This is a genomic window from Candidatus Symbiopectobacterium sp., from assembly GCF_020054415.1.
Lineage (GTDB): Bacteria > Pseudomonadota > Gammaproteobacteria > Enterobacterales > Enterobacteriaceae > Symbiopectobacterium.
Genome location: NZ_JAHWCO010000054.1, coordinates 1 through 1292, shown reverse-complemented (window position 1 = coordinate 1292; position 1292 = coordinate 1). Strand labels below are relative to the sequence as shown.

General features: G+C 44.9%; 2 protein-coding genes and 1 pseudogene. 1 reads left to right on the top strand and 2 read right to left on the bottom strand.

What is annotated here, in order from left to right; translation table 11 throughout:
• Positions 1-321 precede the first annotated feature (321 nt).
• Positions 322-579: a hypothetical protein gene (locus QZ506_RS01805; RefSeq protein WP_291968631.1), complete on the top strand. Its 258-nt coding sequence runs from the start codon at positions 322-324 to the stop codon at positions 577-579.
• Positions 580-828: 249 nt separating this feature from the next.
• Here QZ506_RS01805 and QZ506_RS01800 read toward each other — a convergent pair whose 3' ends face one another.
• Positions 829-1143 carry a tyrosine-type recombinase/integrase gene (locus tag QZ506_RS01800; RefSeq protein ID WP_291968629.1) on the bottom strand — a complete coding sequence of 105 codons (315 nt, stop codon included), beginning with the start codon at positions 1141-1143 and terminating at the stop codon, positions 829-831.
• Positions 1144-1207: 64 nt separating this feature from the next.
• Positions 1208-1292 (bottom strand): annotated as a pseudogene (locus QZ506_RS01795) (lipoprotein); the annotation flags it as partial.

Below are 1292 nucleotides of genomic sequence, written 5' to 3'. Positions count from 1 at the left end.
TGACATACGGCCAGAGCGTAGCGCTGAATGAAGAACTGCTGACCGTTATTGAGAAGTGTAACGCCGACAAGCGAAGCATTCGGGAAATCGAAGGATCCCGGAAGAATTTACCTGCCAGGTAGCTGCGAAACCAGACAATGAGGCCCGGTTAATCCGGGATTTTTGTGTCCGCAATATCCCCGCGCACCGAAAGCGCATCTAAAAACACCGAACCTGAACCTATGGAATGAGCCTTTGAGGGCGTCAGTTTGTGCTGGCGAGCCTTCGGTGGGCTGACGTTCTATTTCGGCAAAGGTTCATTTCATAGAAAAGGTAAACGCAATGAATAAATTATCGATAATCATAAGCGGCGTTGTGATCAAAACTGATAAATCAGGTTATTTTCGTCTGAATGATTTACAGAAAGCGGCTAAAAAATCAGAGGGGCAAAAGCGCTCAGAAAGAACATTTGAAATACATGAATTCATGCGCCGACCAGATACTAAGGGGTTGATAAGAGAGATAGAAAATGAAACTACGGGAAAACTCCGTAGTTTAGCCTTTTTCACTATTGAGGGGGCTTTGTTGAATAATAGGTAATCATGCTGTTTTTCCATGCCAGTTTTGGTTGAAAATGCTTGTCATCTCAGGTGTACACTTTTCTCATGAGGCCTAACTGCATGATTTTACGTTGCGACGATCCGTCGTTTCACTGGGCTGCCAGCATAAAATCTATTTATTCAACAAAGCCCGGCGCTGGTAGTTATACAGCGGCGGAGAGATATCAGCATTTTGATTCAAAGGGTTACAAGCAATCTATCGAAGTTACTCGAAATTTGATCGAAATAATTACACTTCCGTCCATTCTGAGCCTCTTACATCCCGGTACTTGTCGGTCATGGTTGCTGATTTATGACCCAGGAGTCTTTGTGCATAGTCTTTCCCTTTCTCCTCAGCATGTAAGCGAGCGGACAGACTTCTAATTTCATGAAACGAAGGGGGATTGCCCTCCCACTCCAAACCAGATTCACGACGCGCTTTCATGAATGCTTCAGACAGAGTTTTCTTGGCGAGCACACGTTGTTTTTCATCAGCCACAATGTGATGTTCGCCATCATTTAACGTTTTGAATCGTTGCAGTACATCCGAAAGAGAAAGGTTCAAGCATTCAAGGGGCTTTGTTGAATAAATCAGAACTGTAATGACTGCGCCCCATACGGGTCGATTGTTACGTGATGCGAATACTGTTCGGCATTCCTAATAGCGTGATCCGGTTAAGCGCTTTGACCATGGCCATGGCTTCACCCACCTGA

Coding starts and splice junctions, on each gene's coding strand:
- QZ506_RS01805 (WP_291968631.1), top strand. CDS start 322: ATGAATAAATTATCGATAATCATAAGCGGCGTTGTGATCAAAACTGAT.